The sequence below is a fragment of the Stenotrophomonas sp. Steno-Z2 genome, from assembly GCF_056393235.1.
In genome coordinates, this window is the sequence record NZ_JBWJOY010000002.1 from 586,796 (window position 1) to 605,582 (window position 18,787).

At 70.0% G+C, this 18,787-nt stretch carries 15 protein-coding genes; 2 read left to right on the forward strand and 13 right to left on the reverse strand.

The window, feature by feature from the left end; translation table 11 throughout:
* Positions 1–119 precede the first annotated feature (119 nt).
* The 7 genes from trmD to ffh all read right to left on the reverse strand — a co-directional run bounded on the left by trmD (position 120) and on the right by ffh (position 6,416).
* Complete coding sequence (gene trmD / locus AC06FP_RS07805; protein ID WP_478075106.1) at positions 120–860, reverse strand: tRNA (guanosine(37)-N1)-methyltransferase TrmD; 741 nt, start codon at positions 858–860, stop codon at positions 120–122.
* A 5-nt stretch (positions 861–865) separates the two neighbouring features.
* Positions 866–1,381 carry a ribosome maturation factor RimM gene (rimM, locus tag AC06FP_RS07810; protein ID WP_456118576.1) on the reverse strand — a complete coding sequence of 172 codons (516 nt, stop codon included), beginning with the start codon at positions 1,379–1,381 and terminating at the stop codon, positions 866–868.
* A gap of 38 nt (positions 1,382–1,419) precedes the next feature.
* Positions 1,420–1,680 (reverse strand): 30S ribosomal protein S16, encoded by a 261-nt coding sequence (rpsP, locus tag AC06FP_RS07815; RefSeq protein ID WP_054664242.1) that lies wholly within the window; start codon positions 1,678–1,680, stop codon positions 1,420–1,422.
* A gap of 112 nt (positions 1,681–1,792) precedes the next feature.
* Positions 1,793–2,587: an aminotransferase class IV gene (locus AC06FP_RS07820; RefSeq protein ID WP_478075107.1), complete on the reverse strand. Its 795-nt coding sequence runs from the start codon at positions 2,585–2,587 to the stop codon at positions 1,793–1,795.
* On the reverse strand, positions 2,584–3,654 hold the full coding sequence (locus AC06FP_RS07825) for an NAD(P)H-dependent flavin oxidoreductase (protein ID WP_478075108.1): 1,071 nt from the start codon (positions 3,652–3,654) through the stop codon (positions 2,584–2,586). Before AC06FP_RS07825 ends, AC06FP_RS07820 begins: the two co-directional genes overlap by 4 nt.
* A 66-nt stretch (positions 3,655–3,720) precedes the next feature.
* Positions 3,721–5,007 (reverse strand): hypothetical protein, encoded by a 1,287-nt coding sequence (locus AC06FP_RS07830; protein ID WP_478075109.1) that lies wholly within the window; start codon positions 5,005–5,007, stop codon positions 3,721–3,723.
* Between the two features lie 29 nt (positions 5,008–5,036).
* Positions 5,037–6,416 carry a signal recognition particle protein gene (ffh, locus tag AC06FP_RS07835; protein ID WP_456118568.1) on the reverse strand — a complete coding sequence of 460 codons (1,380 nt, stop codon included), beginning with the start codon at positions 6,414–6,416 and terminating at the stop codon, positions 5,037–5,039.
* 120 nt (positions 6,417–6,536) lie between these two features.
* Here ffh and AC06FP_RS07840 point away from each other — a divergent pair, with 120 nt between their 5' ends.
* Positions 6,537–7,331 carry a cytochrome C assembly family protein gene (locus AC06FP_RS07840; RefSeq protein ID WP_456118566.1) on the forward strand — a complete coding sequence of 265 codons (795 nt, stop codon included), beginning with the start codon at positions 6,537–6,539 and terminating at the stop codon, positions 7,329–7,331.
* A 171-nt stretch (positions 7,332–7,502) separates the two neighbouring features.
* Here the strand turns inward: AC06FP_RS07840 and radA are convergent, their stop codons facing one another.
* Complete coding sequence (gene radA, locus AC06FP_RS07845) at positions 7,503–8,879, reverse strand: DNA repair protein RadA (protein WP_456118564.1); 1,377 nt, start codon at positions 8,877–8,879, stop codon at positions 7,503–7,505.
* Between the two features lie 138 nt (positions 8,880–9,017).
* On the opposite strand from radA, the gene AC06FP_RS07850 reads away from it, so the two are divergent.
* On the forward strand, positions 9,018–11,075 hold the full coding sequence (locus AC06FP_RS07850; RefSeq protein WP_478075110.1) for a putative bifunctional diguanylate cyclase/phosphodiesterase: 2,058 nt from the start codon (positions 9,018–9,020) through the stop codon (positions 11,073–11,075).
* 337 nt (positions 11,076–11,412) lie between these two features.
* On the opposite strand, the gene cyoD is transcribed toward AC06FP_RS07850, so the two are convergent.
* The 5 genes from cyoD to AC06FP_RS07875 all read right to left on the reverse strand — a co-directional run bounded on the left by cyoD (position 11,413) and on the right by AC06FP_RS07875 (position 18,612).
* Positions 11,413–11,754: a cytochrome o ubiquinol oxidase subunit IV gene (gene cyoD, locus AC06FP_RS07855; RefSeq protein ID WP_456118560.1), complete on the reverse strand. Its 342-nt coding sequence runs from the start codon at positions 11,752–11,754 to the stop codon at positions 11,413–11,415.
* Complete coding sequence (gene cyoC / locus AC06FP_RS07860) at positions 11,754–12,392, reverse strand: cytochrome o ubiquinol oxidase subunit III (protein WP_456118558.1); 639 nt, start codon at positions 12,390–12,392, stop codon at positions 11,754–11,756. The genes cyoD and cyoC overlap by 1 nt, the downstream gene beginning before the upstream one ends.
* The gene (gene cyoB, locus AC06FP_RS07865) at positions 12,389–14,389 is read right to left on the reverse strand and encodes a cytochrome o ubiquinol oxidase subunit I (RefSeq protein WP_456118556.1); all 2,001 of its coding nucleotides are present in this window, start codon (positions 14,387–14,389) and stop codon (positions 12,389–12,391) included. The genes cyoC and cyoB overlap by 4 nt, the downstream gene beginning before the upstream one ends.
* Before the next feature lie 2 nt (positions 14,390–14,391).
* A complete protein-coding gene (cyoA, locus tag AC06FP_RS07870) occupies positions 14,392–15,423 on the reverse strand; it encodes a ubiquinol oxidase subunit II (protein ID WP_456118554.1) in 1,032 nt (343 codons plus the stop codon).
* Between the two features lie 282 nt (positions 15,424–15,705).
* Entirely contained in the window at positions 15,706–18,612 is a 2,907-nt protein-coding gene (locus tag AC06FP_RS07875; RefSeq protein ID WP_478075111.1) for an autotransporter domain-containing protein, read from the reverse strand.
* Between the last annotated feature and the right edge of the window lie 175 nt (positions 18,613–18,787).

The window sequence follows — 18,787 nt, forward strand, 5'->3', positions numbered from 1 at the left end:
CAGCAAGCCGCGCATTATAGATGAGCTTCCGGCGCTGCGCCAGCAGCTTCTACCGCGGGGTCGGGCTGGCCTGCGCCGGGCCCTGGCCGGGGAAGCCTCGTGCGGGGCAGCCCCTGCGCCTACGGCAATTTACCGCGGGCCTCGTCCAGCAGCCGGCGGTCGGCCTTGTCCAGGCTGGCTTCGTCCAGCAGGTCGGGGCGGCGCAGGGCCGTGCGCAGCAGCGACTGCTGCCGGCGCCAGCGCGCGATCGCGGCATGGTTGCCCGAGCGCAGCACTTCCGGCACCTCGCCCAGCGCGTGGCTGGCCGGCTGGCTGTAGTGCGGGCAGTCGAGCAGGCCATCGCCCTCGAAACTGTCCTGCACCGCCGATTCGGCGTCGTTGAGCGCGCCTTCCTGCAGGCGGGTGACCGCGTCGACGATCACCGCCGCGCCCAGCTCGCCACCGGACAGCACGTAGTCGCCGAGGGAAATCTCCTCGTCCACCTCGGCGGCCAGGAAGCGCTCGTCCACGCCCTCGTAGCGGCCGCACAGCAGGATCAAGCGCGGCAGCGCCGCCAGTTCGCGCACCCGGGCCTGGGTCAGCGGCCGGCCCTGCGGGCTCAGGTAGATCAGCGGCGCCGGGGTCGGGTCGGCGGCGCGCGCGGCGGCCAGCGCCGCGCGCAGCGGCTCGATCAGCATCACCATGCCCGGGCCGCCACCGAACGGGCGGTCGTCCACGCGGCGGTAGTTGCCCTCGGCGTGGTCGCGCGGGTTCCAGCCGTGCAGCTCGAGCAGGCCGCGCTCCTGCGCGCGGCCCACCACGCCCAGCGCGGCGGACTGCGCGATGAACTCGGGGAACAGGGTGATGACGTCGATGCGCATCGGGATCAGAACTCCGGATCCCAGTCGACCACGATCAGGTTGGCGTCGAAATCGACCGACTTGACGAAGTCGCCCATCACGAACGGCACCATGCGCTCGCGGTCGCCGCGCACCACCAGCACGTCGTTGGCGCCGGTATTGAACAGGTGCGAGGCGCGGCCCAGCTTCACGCCGTCCACGGTCTGCACGTCCAGGCCTTCCAGGTCGACCCAGTAGTACTCGTCCGGCTTCGGCGGCGGCAGCGCGCTGCGCGCGATGTAGATCTCGGTACCGCGCATGGCCTCGACCACGTTGCGGTCGTCCACGCCTGGGAAGGTCGCCACCAGCGTCTTGCCGGCCTCGCGGCCGCGCACGCCGCTGATCTGCGACTCCTGCCCGGACGGGCTGCGCAGGATCCAGGGTTGATAGTTGAAGATGGCCAGCCGCGGCTCGGTCCAGGACTCGAGCTTGAGCTCGCCGCGCACACCAAAAGCGCCGGTCACCCTGCCCAGCAGGATCCGGCGCTCGGAATCTTTCTTCATGAAGCAGTCGGGCCGCGCTTGCGCGCGGCCCGCCAGGATCAGGCCGCTGCGGCCTGGGCCTTGGTCGCTTCCTTGTACAGGTTGCGAACCTTGTCGGTCAGCTGGGCGCCGTTGGCGACCCACTTGTCGACCGCGGCGATGTCCAGCACCACGCGCTGCTCGGCGCCCTGGGCGACCGGGTTGTAGTAACCGACGCGCTCGATGTTGCGGCCGTCGCGGGCGCTGCGGACGTCGGTGACGATGATGTGGTAGAACGGACGCTTCTTGGCGCCGCCGCGGGTCAGTCGGATCTTGACCATGGTGGTTTTTCCTTTGTAGCCCAGTCGCCAGGATGGCGCGGTAAGCCGGCGATTATAGCCGCGCCCCTGTCCCATTCCAAGCCCGCCCCCTGCCCTGCCTGAACAGGCCGGGTCAGAGCGGCCGCCAGGGCTCCTGCGCCAGCGCCTGCCGCAAGCGTTCCAGCAGCGCCTGCGAGTCGCCGAACCGGCAGTCGCCGATGCGCGCCAGCGGCCACAGCCCGGTGGCATTGCAGGCCACCGCCCCGGAGCAGCCCGGCAGGACGTCCAGCGGAACTTCCCGCCACGCCTGCGCCCGCCCCAGCCGCTCCAGCCCGGCGATGAGCAGTTGTTCGGCGGTGCCGCGCAGCGCCTGCGCCTGCGGCCACAGCACCTCGTCTCCGGCCAGGAAGGCGAGGTTCCAGGTACTGCCCTCGCTCACCCGCCCGGCCGCATCGACGAACACGGCATCGTCGAAGCCCTGGCGCAGGGCCTGGCGCCGGTGCTGGAACAGCGGGAAGGTGCCGACATGCTTGAGCTGCGGCAGTTCGCGCTGGTAGCGCACCGGCAATACCGCCCGGGCATCGGCCGGCGCCGTGGCCGGCGCGGCGACGGCGACCAGCACGTCCACCGGCACCGCGCGCAGCGGCTGGCGGAAGTCGAAGGCGCGCGAGAACACGGTGATGCGCAGCGAGGCGTCCGTCATGCCGCTGCGTTCCAGCGCCCGCCGCAGCCAGCCCAGCAATTGCGCCTCGTCCAGTTCCGCGTCGAACAGTTCGCGCGTGCCCTGCTGCAGGCGCCGCATGTGCAGCGCCCAGCCCTGCACCGCGCCGCCGCGCACCTGCAGCGAGGTGAAATGCCCGTAATTGACCAGGGCCGCGCCCACCAGCGCCGCCTCGACCGGCTCGCCGTTGCAGGACAGCAGGGTCACAGCAGCGCCTGCGCCTGCCGCCATAACGCCTGCACCACGGCGGCGGCGGGGCCGCGCCGCGCCATCCAGGCCGATTGCCCGGCCCAGGCCTGCATCGCGTCCAGGCGGTTGTCGGCCTGCGCCTGCCGGCGCATCGCGGCGGTGAGCCCGCGCTGCACCGGATACGGTTGCGGGCGCGGCGCATCGGCGGCCTCGGCGGCGCGCACGTAGGCGGTGTCCAGCGCGCGGCCCAGGCGGCCGCTGAAAGCGCGGGTGGCGCGGGTCTGTTCTGGCTCCGTCGCAGGCAGCGCCTGCTTCCAGGCGTCGGGGATCGTGGATTCGTCGGTGGCCAGGAAGGCCGTGCCCACCTGCACCGCGCTGGCGCCCAGCACCAGCGCCGCGGCCACGCCACGGCCGTCGCCGATGCCGCCGGCGGCGATCACCGGCACCTCGAGCCGGTCGGCCAGGCGCGGCAGCAGGGCGAACAGGCCGCTCATCTGCGCCTCGGCGCGCCCGGCCTCGAACGCGCCACGATGGCCGCCGGCCTCCATGCCCTGCGCGACCACCGCGTCGGCACCAGCCGCCTGCGCCTGCAGCGCCTCGTCCAGCGTGGTGGCGCAGGCGAACCAGGCGATGCCGGCGGTCTTCAGGCGTTGTGCCTGCGCCGCGGAAAACACGCCCATGATGGTCGAGGCCACCGCCGGCCGCGCCGCGACCAGGGCATCGAACTGCGCGTCGAAATCGGCCGGCCCGGCATCGCCGGCACTGGCCGGTACCGCCGGCCCCCAGCGTTCGAGGAAGGCGCGGCTCGCCGCTTCGGCCACGGCATCGCGCGCCGGCGCCGGGTCGGGCACCCACACGTTGACCTGGGCCGGGCCGTGCGACTGCCGGCGGAAGTCGTCCATCCACTGCCCGATCTGTTCCGGGGTGGACAGCACCGCGCCCATCGCGCCCATGCCGCCGGTATTGGCGACGGCGGCGGACAGGGCCACCGGGCAGGCGCCGGCCATCGGCGCCAGCAGGAGCGGAAGTTCGATGCCGAACCGCTGGCAGAAGCGGTCCGCGCGTTGCCGGATGTCCGGGTTCATGCCGCACTCCAATCGGGAGCCGCCATCATCGCCGAGCCGTCCAGCGGCGCCAATGCCGGTCGCCGCTCACCCCAGGTCCCGCGGCACGGGCATCGGCATCCGGTACCAGTCCTCGACCCGGCCATCGCGCAGGTCGAAATCGCGCAGCGCCTGCGGGCGCTGCAGGAAGGCGCCCCACAGGCGCAGGTCGACGAAATCCGTGGCCGGGCGGCCGCGCCATTCGGGCGGGCCGTGCAGTTCCAGTTCCAGGCAGTGGAAGCCGTCGGCGCCACAGGTGAGCGCATCGCGGCCATCCACCGCGCTGCCGTCATGCAGGGACGGTCCGCGCACGAAGGCGTACAGGCGCAGGCGGGCGTCGGTGAAGCCGGTCGCGCCGTCGTCGCGCGGCAGCGGACGGTCGAGTTCGCCGGTCCGCCAGGCCTGTTCCAGCACCAGTACGTCGCCCCGGCTCAGCTGCAGGTACCAGCGGTGCAGGTGCCGGTACTGCGCCAGCCAGTCGCTGGCAGGATCGCCCACGCCCGACACGTCCCACGCATCGGCGGCGCTGGCGAACAGCAGGCACGCGCCGTGCGGCACCTCGCGGACCGTGTGCGATGGCAGGCGCGCATGCGTCTGCAGCACGCGCTCGCCTTCGATCCGCACCCGCACGCCGCCATCGGCGTCGCGCTCGTAGCGGCAGCCCGCGCCGTGCGCCGGCTCCAGCGGCAGCGAGAGCGCATCCGGCGTGGGCACGGCCAGCCAGATGCCGATGCTGCCGGCGGCCGCGGGCGCGCCCGGCGCGTCCTGGCCGATGCCCAGCGAATACACGCCGCTGCGTTCGATGGCGATGCGGGTCTCGTCCCCGCTGCCGACCTCGAACCAGCGCCGCGCGCCCGGTTCCGGCGCGCACAAGTCGCAGGACCAGTGCGCTGGCACGTCGCCGCCGTCCGGTGCATCGGGGTGGAAGCGGAGCAGCAGCACGTCGCCTGCGCGCAGGAACACCTCGTGCGTGGCGCAGATGTCCGCGCGCGGGTAGCGCTCGTTGTGGAACGGCGCCAGATCGGCGACATGGCGGCGCCATTCGCGCCCGGCCGGAGCCGCTGACGGCATCGCCATCGCGATGGCGCGCGGCACCGGGCCATGCAGTGGCGCCAGCGCGGCGCCCGCAGGGGCGGCGGGCTCGTGCCCTCCCTGCGCCGCGGGTGCGCCGGCACGCCGCCGCCGGAACAGGGCATCGACCAACCCTGCCGCCAGCAGCAGTGCTACCCACAGCACCAGCGTGGCCGGCAGCGCGGCCCAGCCCGATGCCAGCCGCAGCGCCAGCACCAGCGCCAGGCCCAGAAGGACGGCATGCTGGCCCGGCGACCAGGACACAGCCCGGTTTCCCCGGTCGCCCGAAGGGCTCAGCGGAACGGCAGGCCGCCCTTGCCGCCCATGGCGCCGAGCATGCCCTTCATGTTGCGCATCATGCCCTTCATGCCGCCGCCGGACAGCTTGCCCATCATCTTTTCCATCTGCATGTACTGCTTCATCAGCTTGTTGACGTCGGCCGGCTGGGTGCCGGAACCGCGCGCGATGCGGGCGCGGCGCGAGCCGTTGAGCAGGCCCGGGTTGCGGCGTTCCTTCTTGGTCATCGAGTTGATGATGGCGATCATGCGCGGCACTTCCCTGCTCTGCTGCACCTGCTGCTTGAGGTGCTCGGGGATCTGCCCCAGGCCCGGCAGCTTGTCCATCAGGCCGCCGATGCCGCCCATGTTCTGCATCTGCTCGAGCTGGTCGCGCATGTCGTTGAGGTCGAATTTCTTGCCCTTGGCGACCTTCTCGGCCAGCTTCTGCGCCTTGTCCTTGTCGACCTGCTGCTCGACCTGCTCCACCAGCGACAGCACGTCGCCCATGTCCAGGATGCGGCTGGCCACGCGCTCGGGGTGGAACACGTCCAGGCCGTCGACCTTCTCGCCGGTACCGGTGAACTTGATCGGCTTGCCGGTGATGTAGCGCACGCTCAGCGCGGCGCCGCCGCGGGCGTCGCCATCGGTCTTGGTCAGCACCACGCCGGTCAGCGGCAGCGCCTCGCCGAACGCCCTGGCGGTGTTGGCCGCGTCCTGGCCGGTCATCGAATCGACCACGAACAGGGTTTCGGCCGGGTTGACCGCCGCGTGCAGGGCCTTGATCTCGGCCATCATCGCTTCGTCGATGGCCAGGCGGCCGGCGGTATCGACGATCAGCACGTCGACGAAGGACCGGCGCGCGTCGTCGATCGCGGCGCGCACGATGTCCACCGGCTTCTGCTCGGCGGCGGACGGGAAGAACAGCACGCCGACCTGCTCGGCCAGAGTCTTCAGCTGCTCGATCGCGGCCGGGCGGTAGACGTCGGCCGAAACCACCATCACCTTCTTCTTGCGCTTTTCCTTCAGGTGCTTGGCCAGCTTGCCGACCGTGGTGGTCTTGCCGGCGCCCTGCAGGCCCGCCATCAGGATGATGGCCGGCGCCGGCACGTTGAGGTTCAGGTCGGTGGCCTGCGAGCCCATCACCGCGGTGAGCTCGTCGCGCACCACCTTGATCAGCGCCTGGCCCGGGGTCAGCGACTTGAGCACTTCCTGGCCGACCGCGCGCACCTTGATCTTCTCGATCAGCGCCTGCACCACCGGCAGCGCGACGTCGGCCTCCAGCAGCGCGATGCGCACCTCGCGGGTCGCCTCGCGGATGTTCTCCTCGGTCAGGCGGCCACGGCCGCGCAGGCGCTCGATGGTGCCGGAAAGGCGCTGGGTCAGGGACTCGAACATGCGGTGCAACCTGCGGGAACGTTGGCAAAGAGATCGAAATTATAGCGGCCACCCGCGCCGGCCGCCGCCCTTGGCCCCGCGCGCATCGCCAGCGGCGGGCCCGTATGCGAAACTGTGGCGATGACAATCGTTCTCATCGCCGCCGCGCTCTACCTGCTGTCCACCGGCCTGCTCGTCCGTGGCCTGGCGAGCGGGCGCGCCGCCGCGTCGCGTACCTGGCTGTGGCCGGCGGCCGCGGCGGTGGCGCTGCACGGCGGCTACCACCTGAGCGTGGCGATGCGCACCAGCGGCGGGCCGGACATGCATTTCTTCGCCGCGCTGTCGCTGGTGGCGCTGGGCATGGCCCTGCTCACCACCCTGGTGGGCGCGCGCGGGCGCATGGCGGCGCTGGGCGTGCTGGTGTTCCCGCTGGCCGCGCTGTTGCTGCTGGCCTACCACGGTTACGGGCATGAACCGAGCAGGGCGCTGGGCTGGCAGCTGGCCACCCATGCCTGGCTGGCGCTGCTGGCCTACGCCACGCTGAGCATCGCCGCGCTGCTGGCGATCATGCTGTGGCTGCAGGAACGCGCGCTGCGCCGCCGCGATTTCCGGCCCTGGCTGCGCGCCCTGCCGCCGCTGGCCGACCTGGAAATGCTGCTGTTCCGCACCATCACGGTCGGCTTCTGCCTGCTGACCCTGACCCTGGTCACCGGCGTGCTGTTCGTGGACGACCTGCTGGCGCAGAAGCTGGTGCACAAGACCGTGCTCAGCGTGCTGTCGTGGCTGGTGTTCGGCACGCTGCTGGTCGGCCGGCGCCGCCATGGCTGGCGCGGGGTGAAGGCCGTGCACTGGACCCTGAGCGCGATGGTGCTGCTGTTGCTGGCCTTCTTCGGCAGCCAGTTCGTGATCGAGCTGGTGTTCGGCCACGCGCGCTGACCAAGCCGGGCCGCTGCCATCAGGCGGGCGGCCGCTCCAGGAACGCGCGCCTGGACCCGCCGCAAGTGAGCAGATCATCGACCCGCCGGCAGTCGTCGTGCTGGCGGCACTCCGGCCCGATCCCTGCGATGCGCGCCAGGCAGGCCGGGCGACCAGCCGCGGGCGCAAGGCTCAGGCGGCCTCGATCGCCTCGGCCAGCCGCTCGACCGCGATCACCTCCATGCCCTTCACCGACCCGGCCTTGGGCGCATTGGCCCTGGGCACGATGGCGCGCCTGAAACCATGCGTGGCCGCCTCGCGCAGGCGCTCCTCGCCGTTGGGCACCGGGCGGATCTCGCCGGACAGGCCGACCTCGCCGAAGGCGATCGTCTTCTCCGCCAGCGGCTGGTCGCGCAGCGAGGACAGCACCGCCAGCAGCACCGGCAGGTCGACCGCAGTTTCCTGCACGCGGATGCCGCCGACCACGTTGATGAACACGTCCTGGTCGCCGACCATCACCCCGCCATGGCGGTGCAGCACCGCCAGCAGCATCGCCAGCCGGTTCTGCTCCAGCCCCACCGCGACCCGGCGCGGGTTGGACAACGGCGAGGAATCGACCAGCGCCTGCACCTCCACCAGCAGCGGCCGGGTGCCCTCGCGGGTGACCATCACGCAGCTGCCGGGCTGGCGCGTGCTGCCGCCGGACAGGAAGATGGCCGAGGGGTTGGGCACTTCCTTCAGCCCCTTCTCGCCCATCGCGAACACGCCCAGCTCGTTGACCGCGCCGAAGCGGTTCTTGAACGCGCGCAGCACGCGGAAGCGGCTGCCGCTCTCGCCCTCGAAATACAGCACCGCGTCGACCATGTGCTCGAGCACGCGCGGGCCGGCGATGCCGCCCTCCTTGGTGACGTGGCCGACCAGGAACACCGCGGTGCCGGTCTCCTTGGCGAAGCGCACCAGCCGCGCCGCGCTCTCGCGCACCTGGCTGACCGAACCGGGCGCGGCGGTGAGCGTCTCGGTCCACAGCGTCTGCACCGAGTCGGCGACGATCAGCTTCGGCCGCGCCGCGGCGGCATGCTGCAGGATCAGTTCGATGCCAGTCTCGGCCAGCGCGTTCAAGCCGTCCAGCGGCAGGTCCAGGCGCACCGCGCGGCCGGCCACCTGCGCCAGCGATTCCTCGCCGGTGACGTAGAGCACCGGCAGGGTCCCGGCCATGCGTGCCAGGGCCTGCAGCAGCAGGGTCGACTTGCCGATGCCGGGGTCGCCGCCGACCAGCACCACCGCGCCCTCGACCAGGCCGCCGCCCAGCACCCGGTCGAACTCGCCAATGCCGGTGGACACGCGCGCATGCTCGCTCTGCTGCACATCCTTGAGCGCTGTGATTTTCGGTGATTCAACCTTGCCGGCCCAGCCGCCGCGCCGCGCCGCCGGCGCCTTGACCGCCGCCGCGCTTTCCAGCACGACCTCGCCGAGCACGTTCCAGACCCCGCATTCGGTGCACTGGCCCTGCCACTTGCTGTACTCGGCGCCGCATTCGCTGCAGACATAGGCGGTGCGGTTTTTCGCCATGGAAGGTTCCCCGGGTGGATGCGCGCACAGGATACCCGCCGGCCGTCGCAGCCGATGCGACCCTACGACTAAATGGTGCATGGCGTCCGGCCAGCAGTTGATGCACTCTTCCACCCACGAAACGTCGGACATTCCCGCATGGTTGGCACCTACAACCCGACCCTGGTCGTTTTTTCCCTGTTGGTTGCCATCCTCGCCTCGTATACCGCCCTGGACATGGCCGGGCGGCTGGCGACGGCCAGCGGCCGCGGCGTGTACGGCTGGATGGCCGGCGGCGCGCTGGCGATGGGCCTGGGCATCTGGTCGATGCACTTCATCGCCATGCTGGCCTTCCACCTGCCGATCCCGGTCGGCTACGACCTGGCCATCACCCTGTACTCGCTGGCGGCCTCGGTCGGCGCTTCGGCCTACGCGCTGTGGCTGGTATCGCGGCCACAGTTGCCGCTGCCGCGGCTGCTGGCCGGCGCGGTGCTGATGGGCAGCGGCATCGCCACCATGCACTACCTGGGCATGGCCGCGATGCGCATGCAGCCGGGCATCGACTACGACCCGCTCTGGTTCGCCGCCTCGATCCTGGTCGCCATCGGCGCCTCCGGCGCGGCGCTGTGGATCGCCCTGCGCCTGCGCCGCGAGGGCCGTCATACGCGGCGGCTGCGCCTGGCCGCCTCGCTGGTGATGGGCCTGGCCATCGTCGGCATGCACTACACCGGCATGGCCGCCGCGAGCTTTCCGCCGGGCAGCATCTGCGGCGCGGCGGTCGACGGCGGGCTGGAGAACCGCTGGCTGGCGGTGCTGGTGATCGTCACCACCCTGGGCATCATCGGCATCACCCTGATCGCCTCGCTGTTCGACAAGCGCCTGCACAACCGCACCGACCGCCTGGCCAGTTCGCTGGCCCGCGCCAACCGGGAACTGGTGGAGGCCGCGCTGCACGACCCGCTCACCCGCCTGCCGAACCGCATGCTGCTGCAGGACCGCATCGAGCAGGCCCTGGAAAAGGCGCGCCGGCGCGGCACCTCGGTGGCAGTGATGTTCTGCGACCTGGACGGCTTCAAGCTGGTCAACGACGTCTATGGCCACCAGTTCGGCGACCGCCTGCTGATGCAGATGGCCGAACGGGTGCGCGACCTGCTGCGGCCGCAGGACACCCTCGCCCGCCTCGGCGGCGACGAGTTCGTGGTGGTGCTGGGCGTGGAATCCACCGACGACGCGGTGGTGGTGGCCGAGCGCATCACCGCGGCGGTGGCCGAGCCGTTCGTGATCGACGCGGCCGAGCTGCAGCTCAGCGCCAGCCTCGGCATCGCCCTGTATCCGGACGACGCCACCAGCGAGCGCGAGCTGATGGCCCACGCCGACGCGGCGATGTACCACACCAAGCAGTCGGGCCGGAACGGCTATACCTTCTTCACCCCGGCGATGCAGGCCAGCGCCAGCCGCCGCCTGCGCCTGTTGCAGGACCTGCGCCGCGCGGTCGCCCGCGACGAACTGCTGCTGCACTACCAGCCCAAGTTCCCGGCCAGCGGCCAGCCGGTGATCGGCGCCGAGGCGCTGCTGCGCTGGCAGCACCCCGAACTCGGCCTGCTGGGCCCGGACAGCTTCATCCCCATCGCCGAGCGCAGCGGCCTGATCCTGTCCATCGGCGACTGGGTGCTGGACCGCGCCTGCGCCCAGCTGCGCGCCTGGCACGACGCCGGCCACCCGGACTGGACGATGGCGGTGAACCTGTCGCCGCTGCAGTTCACCTCGCCCTCGCTGCTGGACACGGTGCGCGACACGCTGCAGCGCCATGCGCTCGATCCGGCGCACCTGACGCTGGAAATCACCGAGACCACGGCGATGAAGAACGTGGAGAACAGCCTGCAGCTGCTCAATGCGCTGACCGCGATGGGGGTGAAGATCGCCATCGACGATTTCGGCACCGGCTACTCCAGCCTGCTCTACCTCAAGCGCATGCCGGCCTCGGAACTGAAGATCGACCGCGCCTTCGTGCGCGACCTGGAGAGCAACACCGAGGATGCGGCCATCGTCTCCTCGATCGTCGCGCTCGGCCGCTCGCTGCAGCTGCAGGTCGTGGCCGAGGGCGTGGAGAGCGAGGCCCAGCGCGATTTCCTCGACCAGCTGGGCTGCGACCTGCTGCAGGGCTACCACCTCGGCAAGCCGATGGACCCGGAAACATTCCTGAGCCAGGCAGGCTGAGCGACGGCGGCGCGCGCCTGCCGCGCGCCCTCCAGCGCCCTGCCCGGCTCCCTCCGCACGGCACCGGAGCTTGCCCGCCAACGGCCGGAGATCGTGCGGGAATCGCTGCACGTAGAACAGGCAACGCCGCACCGGGGCCTTCCCGGCGAAGTGCCACGGCGCGGCAGCACCCCGCCTGCATGCAGCTCGGACCACACCCGCCGACATCCCCGGCCGGACCTCGCCCGGGCCGACCTCCGGCATCGCCCGCCGCCAGTCCCGAGCTCACCCGAGGAGCGCAGCCGCAAAAAAAAACCGCCCCGAAGGGCGGTCTTTGCGATCAGGGCGTCGTCCGACGTCAGTGCATCATGTGGTAGTTCATGTTCCACATGACCCACAGCGTGCCGGCGACGATGATGCCGATCACCACCACGGTGAACAGGCCGGCATTGACGTTCCAGCGGGCCGCCGAGGAACGGTCCAGGTGCAGGAAGAACACCAGGTGGACCAGCAGCTGCAGCACGCCGGCGACCAGGATCACCATGGCGGTGGCGAAGGTCGAGGACAGGCCGCCGCTCATCACCACCCAGAACGGGATGATGGTCAGGATGGCGGCCAGCACGAAGCCGATCAGGTAGGACTTGACGCTGCCGTGGCTCTCGCCGCCGGCACCGTGGGCGTGGTTGTCATGTGCGGACATCAGAGGGCTCCCGACAGGTAGACGACAGAGAACACGCCGATCCAGACCAGGTCCAGGAAGTGCCAGAACAGGCTCAGGCACGCCATGCGGGTCTTGTTGGTCTGGGTCAGGCCGTTCTGCTTGAGCTGGATGAACATCACCAGCAGCCACAGCAGGCCGGCGCTCACGTGCAGGCCGTGGGTGCCGACCAGGGCGAAGAACGCCGACAGGAAGGCGCTGTGGTCAGGGCCGTAGCCCTCGTGCACCAGGTGCTGGAACTCCCAGATTTCCATGACCATGAAGCCCGCGCCCAGCAGCCAGGTCACCACCAGCCAGGCGAACATCAGGCCGACTTTCTTCTGGTGCATGGCGATCATGCCCAGGCCGAAGGTCAGCGAGGACACCAGCAGCAGCGCGGTTTCGCCGGCCACGAACTTCAGGTCGAACAGTTCCTTGGCGCCGGGGCCGCCGTTGGTGCCGCCGGACAGCACCACGTAGGTGACGAACAGCGAGGCGAAGATGAGCAGGTCGCTCATCAGGTACACCCAGAAGCCGAAGACGGTGTTCTCGCCGGCGTCGTGGTGGTGCTCGTGGTCGTGGCCATGGTCCGCCGCGTGCGCGGCGTGGCCATGGTTCAGCGTGTGGGCGGTCGTGCTCATGCCTTCACCTCGGTCTTCACCAGCCCCTGGGCTTCCAGGTGGCGGCGATGTTCGTTTTCGATGCGTTCCACTTCGGCGGCCGGCACCCAGTAGTCCACGTCCTTGTCGAAGGTGCGGTAGATGAAGGTGCCGATCATGCCGACCAGGCCGATGATCGCCAGCCACCAGATGTGCCAGATCATCGCGAAGCCGAACACCAGGCTGAAGGCGCCGATCACCACGCCGGTGCCGGTGTTGCGCGGCATGTGGATGTCGCTGTACCGGGCCGGCTTCGGCCAGGCTTCACCGCGCTGCTTGCGCTCCCAGAAATCGTCCAGCTCCTCGCCCTTGGGCAGGGTGGCGAAGTTGTAGAACTGCACCGGCGAGGCGGTTTCCCACTCCAGGGTGCGCGCGTCCCACGGGTCGCCGGTCAGGTCCACGTTCTTCTTGCGGTCGCGGATGGACACGACGATCTGGATGATCTGGCACAGGATGCCGGCGCCGATGATGAAGGCACCGATCATGGCCACGACGAAGTACGGCTGGTAGTCCGCGTTCGGGTAGCTCTGCAGGCGGCGGGTGACGCCCATGAAGCCCAGCACGTACAGCGGCATGAAGGCCACGTAGAAGCCGATGAACCAGCACCAGAACGCGCGCTTGCCCCAGGTTTCGTCCAGCTTGAAGCCGAACATCTTCGGGAACCAGTAGGTGATGCCGGCGAACATGCCGAACACCACGCCGCCGATGATGACGTTGTGGAAGTGCGCGATCAGGAACAGCGAGTTGTGCAGCACGAAGTCGATGGCCGGGATCGCCAGCATCACGCCGGTCATGCCGCCGATGACGAAGGTGACCATGAAGCCGATGGTCCACAGCACCGGCGAGGTGAAGTGCACGCGGCCGCGGTACATCGTGAACAGCCAGTTGAAGATCTTCACGCCGGTGGGGATCGAGATGATCATCGTCGTGATGCCGAAGAAGGCATTGACGTTGGCGCCCGAGCCCATGGTGAAGAAGTGGTGCAGCCACACGATGAAGGACAGCACGCCGATGCAGGCCGTCGCGTACACCATGCCCTTGTAGCCGAACAGGGTCTTGCGCGAGAAGGTGGCGATGACCTCGGAGAACACGCCGAACGCCGGCAGCACCAGGATGTAGACCTCGGGGTGGCCCCAGATCCAGATCAGGTTGATGTACAGCATGGCGTTGCCGCCGCCGTCGTTGGTGAAGAAGTGCATGCCCAGGTAGCGGTCCAGGGTCAGCAGCACCAGGGTGACGGTCAGCACCGGGAAGGCCGCGATGATCAGCACGTTGGTCACCAGCGCCGTCCAGCTGAACACCGGCATGTGCATCAGCTTCATGCCCGGGGTGCGCATCTTGAGGATGGTGATGAAGAAGTTGATGCCGCTCAGCGTGGTGCCCAGGCCCGAGACCTGCAGCCCCCAGATGTAGTAATCCACGCCGACGCCGGGACTGTATTCCTTGCCCGACAGGGGCGGGAACGCCAGCCAGCCGGTCTGCGCGAACTCACCCACGCCCAGCGAGATCATCACCAGGCCCGCGCCGGCCACGAACAGCCAGAAGCTGAGCGAGTTGAGGAACGGGAAGGCCACGTCGCGCGCGCCGATCTGCAGCGGCACGACCAGGTTCATCAGGCCGGTGATCAGCGGCATCGCCACGAAGAAGATCATGATCACGCCGTGGGCGGTGAAGATCTGGTCGTAGTGATGGGGCGGCAGATAGCCCTCGGCGCCGCCGGCGGCGACCGCCTGCTGCAGGCGCATCATGATCGCGTCAGCGAAGCCGCGCAGCATCATGATGAAGGCGACGATCAGGTACATCGCGCCGATCTTCTTGTGGTCCACCGAGGTGAACCATTCGTTCCACAGGTAGCCCCACAGCCTGGCGCGGGTGATCAGGCCCAGCACCAGCAGGCCGATCAGCCCGGCCGCGCCGAGCGTGATCATGATGATCGGCTCGTGGTACGGGACCGCTTCGATAGTCAGTTTGCCCAGCATTGTCATTCTCCCGAGGCGCCGTGCCCGGCATGGGCGGCGTGCTCGTCAGCGTTGTGTCCGGCGTCGCCGGCAGCGTCCGGCTGGCTGTCGCCGGCGTCGTGGCCTTCATGGCCCTCGTGCGCGGCGGCATCCTGCGGCGCGGCCGCGTGGTCGTGCTTCTTCATGCCGAAGTGGTGGTTGTCGCCCATGTGGCGGGCCAGCACCCAGTCGAACAGGCCGGCTTCGGTGCGCCCGTAGTAGGTCACCGGGTACCAGTCGTGGTTCTTCTCGGCGCCCAGTTCGGTGAAGGCGGCCTTGTCCAGTACCTTGGCGCCGGCGCGGACCTTGTCCAGCCAGGCGCGATACTGCTCCTCGCTCACCGCGTGCGCGGTGAAGTGCATCTTGTTGAAGCCGGCGCCGCTGTAATGCGAGGCCATGCCCTCGAACTCGCCGGCCTCGTTGGCGACCAGGTGCAGCTTGGTCTCCATGCCCGCCATCGAATAGATCATGCTGCCCAGGCGCGGGATGAAGAACGCGCTCATCACCGTGTCGGAAGTGATCTTCAGGTTCAGCGGCGCATCGACCGGGAAGGTCAGCTCGTTGACCACGGCCACGTTCTCTTCCGGGTAGACGAACAGCCACTTCCAGTCCATCGAGATCGCCTCGACCACGACCGGCGTGTGCTCGGATTCGATCGGCCGGTAGGGATCCAGCGCGTGCGAGGAGCGCCAGGTCAGCACCGCCAGCACCAGCACGATCATGCACGGGATCGACCACACCACCACCTCGATGGCGGTGGAATGCGACCACTTCGGCTCGTAGCGGGCCTTGGTGTTGGACGCGCGGTACTTCCACGCGAACGCCAGGGTCATCACGATCACCGGCACGACGACCAGCAGCATCAGCACCGTGGCGGTGATCAGCAGGGTCTTCTCGTCGTGGCCGATCTGGCCCTTGGGGTTGAGGATGGCCGCGTCGCAGCCCGCCAACAGCGCGGACAAGGCAAGCAGCAGGCCCGGACGCAGGCTGCGTCCAAGTGATTTCAACGGAATCATCGGTCGATCCAATTGCGAGGGGGGGCCTTGTCCGGCACTCCCTTGCACGCTTGCGCGAAACGACCACCCGCGGGGTTGCCCATCGGGGAAAACGTATACGGGACTGCCGGATTCAGCCCGGCAATTCTAGGCGCCGCACACCACTTTAGAAAGGCATTGACAATGATCCGGCGCAGCGGGAGCCCGGTTCAGCATGCGACATGTTGTCGCACCCGCGCGCAGCGCGGCATTTCTGCGCCGCCTCCCGGTGGCCGGCGCCGGCCACCGGGAGGGCGCGGTGGATCAGAAGCGGTAGCCCAGGCCGAGCATGACCCCATTCACGGTCTGGCCGTCGCGGCGCTCGCCCACGTAGTCCAGCATTACCGACAGGCGCTCGCTGGCGCGGCTGCTGACGCCCAGGTTCCACGACAGCAGCTGCTCGCCCAGCGTCTGGCTGGCCGCACCGAAGGTCAGGTCCGGCGCCGCGGCGAAGGCCGAGGTGAAGCGCGCCTGGGTGTCGCGCAGTTCCTTCTGCCACAGCACCCGCGCGTGCGGGGTGATGCGCTCGCCGTTGCTGCCGTCGAAGGTCTTGAACAGCTGCAGGCCGGCGCCGACGCGCAGGCTCTCCAGGCTGCCGCTGCGGCCGGCCAGCGCACCGGCGCCCTGGCCTTCGTTGAAGCGGGCATCGGACAGGCGGGTGTAGTCGACCACCGGCAGCAGCGGCTGCACCACGGCGCCACCGGCGGTGGTGAACGACAGCCCGTGCTCCAGCCGCGCCGACAGCGCGTTGCTGTCGTACCTGGCGCGCAGCGGGCCTTCCAGCCCTTCGATGCCGGCGATGCCGCGACGGGTATCGTGGCGCAGGTCGGTGTAGCGCACCGAGGCGGCCACGTAGCCCTTGGCATAGGCCGCGTCCAGGTAACCGCCGATGTCCAGCGCGCGCACATCGCCGTGGAAATCCACGCCATCGCGCGCCCTGGCCGACATGTCGGCCGCGGCCACGCTCACGCCCAGGGCCACCCTGTCGTCGGCCACGCGGGTGTCGGCGCCGACCACGATGCCGCCGATGTTCTGGTTCATGCCGGCGACGTCGCCCTGCGCCTTGATCCGTCCCTGGCTGCCGAAACCGCGCCCCCAGATGCCGACGCCGCGGCGGCTGTCGCCGCCCTGCAGGCCGCCCTCGCCTTCGCCGCTGGCGGCCGGCTCGACCAGGTGCATGGCCAACTGGCTGAACAGGCTGCCATTGCCCATGCCCGGCTGCGCCGAGGCCGCCTGCGCCGCCTGCGCGGCCAGGCCGTCGGCGTCGCCGCCGTTGCTGCGCAGGTCGAACTGGTGGTGCTGGATCACGCTGCCGATGCTGCCGACCAGCGCGGCATCGGCCAGCTGCAGGGTGGCATGCGCGTCGCCGCGCAGCGCCCCGGCCTGCTGCCGGATCACGTCGCGATCGGCGAACTGCAGCGCGCCCAGCAGCGGCTTCATGCCGGCGTGGCCGCCGCTGGCGGCGGCGGCCAGCGCGCGGCCCAGGCCATCGCCGGCCTGCGTGCCGGCGAACAGCCCGGTCTGCTCGAAGCCGGTGTTGGCGGTCAGCCACAGGCCGTCGGCGGTCTGGTGCACGTTGAAGCTGAGCAGCGAGTTGTGGCGCGGGCGGAACACCTCGCCGTCGGCGATGCTGGCGCTGTAGCCGGCGTCGCCCAGGCGCGCGACCTGCTCGAAGCCCTGGTAGGGGCCGGCCATGTAGATCGGTCCGTCGATGAGTTCGCGGGTGTAGTCGGCGCCGTAGAAGCCCTCGGCGACGTTCAGCGCCAGCTGCGCGCCCGGGGCCACGACCAGCGCGCCCTCGTTCATGCCGCCGTCGTAGAAACCGCCCACGCGCAGGCGGCCGGCCGCCGCGCCGCCGGCTTCGGTCACGTCGAAGGCCACCAGCGAGCCCGGCTGGATGTTGACGTAGCCATGGGTGGTGAGGTCGCCGCCGCGCGGCATCAGCAGGCCGTTGACGACCACGCGGCTGAAGCCGTCCTCGCGCCACGACGGGCCGGTCGCGCCGAGCAGCGCGTCCGCATCCATGGTCGCCGAGGCGATGTCGCCGTGGCCGATCAGCGCGCCGTCGCGCTGCACGCGCAGTTCGGTGGTGCGCAGGGCGCCGCCCTCCAGGGCGATGGCGCCGCTGTCCACGCGCATCAGGTCGGCGCCGGTGGTCGCCGCGGTCCGCCATACCGCGCCGTTGCCGATGCTGATCACGCCCGCCGAATCGGCCAGGGCCGAGACATCCAGCTCGTCCAGGCGCAGCTTGGAGCGCAGCAATGCCTGGATGCCCGGGTCGCCCAGGTAGTCCTGGATCGAGAACTGGCCGATGCCGTTGGGGCCGTCCTGCGCCAGGTTGTAGATGGTCACGGCCAGGTTGATGTAGGTGGTGTTGAACTCGTCGTCGTTCCAGCGCGCGAAGTCGTCGTCCACCAGCGCCTGCAGCAGCCGGCCGCTGCGCAGGTAGCCGGGGTTGATGTCGCCGGTCACGTCGGCCGTCACCTGCAGGGTATCCCCCGGGTTGTTGTAGTCGGCCGAGGTCATGATGTTGTTGTTGAACATGTCCTGGCCGGGAAAGGTCTCTTCCATGCGGCCGCTGCCGTCCGGGTCGAAACTGACCGAGTCGCCGCGGGTACGCGCCGGATCCGAGAACACCAGCAGGCCGTTGGGCTGGGTGACCTGGAACAGCGCCTTGTACAGCAGTTCCTCGTCCATGCCGCCGCCGTAGTTGCCGGTGTAGATGCCGAACATGCGCGGCGACGGCCCGTAGGTCACGCGGCCGCCGGAACTGGCGGCGTGGATCTGCACCGAGTCGACCTCGGTCGGCAGGTCGCCGGCCATGTAACGCTCCACGCCGCCGGACTGCATGATCGAGCAGGAGGAGATGCAGTGGCCGGAAACGATGGTGTTCAGCCCGGCGGTACGGATCACCGCCTGCAGCCATTCGCCGCTGATCAGCGCGCCGCCGTTGGAGGTGCGCAGCACCACCTCGCGGAACGGCCGGCCCTCGGCCTGCGCCTTGGCCAGCATGGCCGGCAGCGCCACGATGTCGGCCAGGGTGACATCGCCGCTCAGGAAGATGCGGTCGCCGTTGACGTGCACCGACATCGCGTTCGCATCCGCGGCCATGCCGAACGCGGCGGTGGCCAGCAGGCCGGACAGCGCCGTACTCAATACCGATCGTTTCATTCGCACTTCTCTCTCCATGGTTGCAGCGGGAGCCCCCCGCCCCTCCCGCGCCTGCGGGACCACAGCAGAACGCGCAGGGGCGCCCTTCTCCCCCAGTCCCCGCGCCGCATGAAAATGAACACATTCATCCCGGCATCCGCATTCCCCGAGGGCGCTTCCCGCCGGCGCCGCGCTG

Bases quoted from the DNA above. Each gene is read 5' to 3' on its own strand.
- trmD (WP_478075106.1), bottom strand. From the start codon at position 860: ATGCGCATCGACGTCATCACCCTGTTCCCCGAGTTCATCGCGCAGTCC.
- rimM (WP_456118576.1), bottom strand. From the start codon at position 1,381: ATGAAGAAAGATTCCGAGCGCCGGATCCTGCTGGGCAGGGTGACCGGC.
- rpsP (WP_054664242.1), bottom strand. From the start codon at position 1,680: ATGGTCAAGATCCGACTGACCCGCGGCGGCGCCAAGAAGCGTCCGTTC.
- AC06FP_RS07825 (WP_478075108.1), bottom strand. From the start codon at position 3,654: ATGAACCCGGACATCCGGCAACGCGCGGACCGCTTCTGCCAGCGGTTC.
- ffh (WP_456118568.1), bottom strand. From the start codon at position 6,416: ATGTTCGAGTCCCTGACCCAGCGCCTTTCCGGCACCATCGAGCGCCTG.
- AC06FP_RS07840 (WP_456118566.1), top strand. From the start codon at position 6,537: ATGACAATCGTTCTCATCGCCGCCGCGCTCTACCTGCTGTCCACCGGC.
- radA (WP_456118564.1), bottom strand. From the start codon at position 8,879: ATGGCGAAAAACCGCACCGCCTATGTCTGCAGCGAATGCGGCGCCGAG.
- AC06FP_RS07850 (WP_478075110.1), top strand. From the start codon at position 9,018: ATGGTTGGCACCTACAACCCGACCCTGGTCGTTTTTTCCCTGTTGGTT.
- cyoD (WP_456118560.1), bottom strand. From the start codon at position 11,754: ATGTCCGCACATGACAACCACGCCCACGGTGCCGGCGGCGAGAGCCAC.
- cyoC (WP_456118558.1), bottom strand. From the start codon at position 12,392: ATGAGCACGACCGCCCACACGCTGAACCATGGCCACGCCGCGCACGCG.
- cyoB (WP_456118556.1), bottom strand. From the start codon at position 14,389: ATGCTGGGCAAACTGACTATCGAAGCGGTCCCGTACCACGAGCCGATC.
- cyoA (WP_456118554.1), bottom strand. From the start codon at position 15,423: ATGATTCCGTTGAAATCACTTGGACGCAGCCTGCGTCCGGGCCTGCTG.
- AC06FP_RS07875 (WP_478075111.1), bottom strand. From the start codon at position 18,612: ATGAAACGATCGGTATTGAGTACGGCGCTGTCCGGCCTGCTGGCCACC.